Source organism: Halomonas marinisediminis, from assembly GCF_004347715.1.
Taxonomy (GTDB): Bacteria; Pseudomonadota; Gammaproteobacteria; order Pseudomonadales; family Halomonadaceae; genus Halomonas; species Halomonas icarae.
Genome location: NZ_SLTR01000082.1, coordinates 1 through 359 on the forward strand (window position 1 = coordinate 1; position 359 = coordinate 359).

1 protein-coding gene is annotated in these 359 nt (G+C 56.5%); it reads left to right on the forward strand.

Annotated elements, in window-relative coordinates:
- The coding region (locus tag E0702_RS15895; protein ID WP_165927562.1) for a VCBS domain-containing protein at positions 1–359 on the forward strand (359 nt) is incomplete at both ends.

Genomic DNA, 359 nt, shown 5'->3' on the forward strand with positions numbered 1-359 from the left:
GTGACCGGTAATGTGATTGGAGGCAGCAACGCCTCCACCAACGATGTTGCCGACACCGTGGGCGCCGATGGCGCAACCGTCAGTGCCATCGTTAGCGACAATGTGGGCGCTAATGACTCGACGACCGATCTCAACGGTAATCTGGTGATCAAGGGCGAGTTCGGCACGTTGACGATCAACCCAGACGGCTCCTACACCTACGCGTTGGATAACGACAACCTTGTTGTTCAGGGACTAAGTGAAAATCAGACGCTGACCGACACCTTCACCTACACCTTGACCGACGGTGACACAGACACGGCCAGTGCCGATCTTGTGATCACCATCAACGGCACCAACGACGGTGTGACGCTGGACGT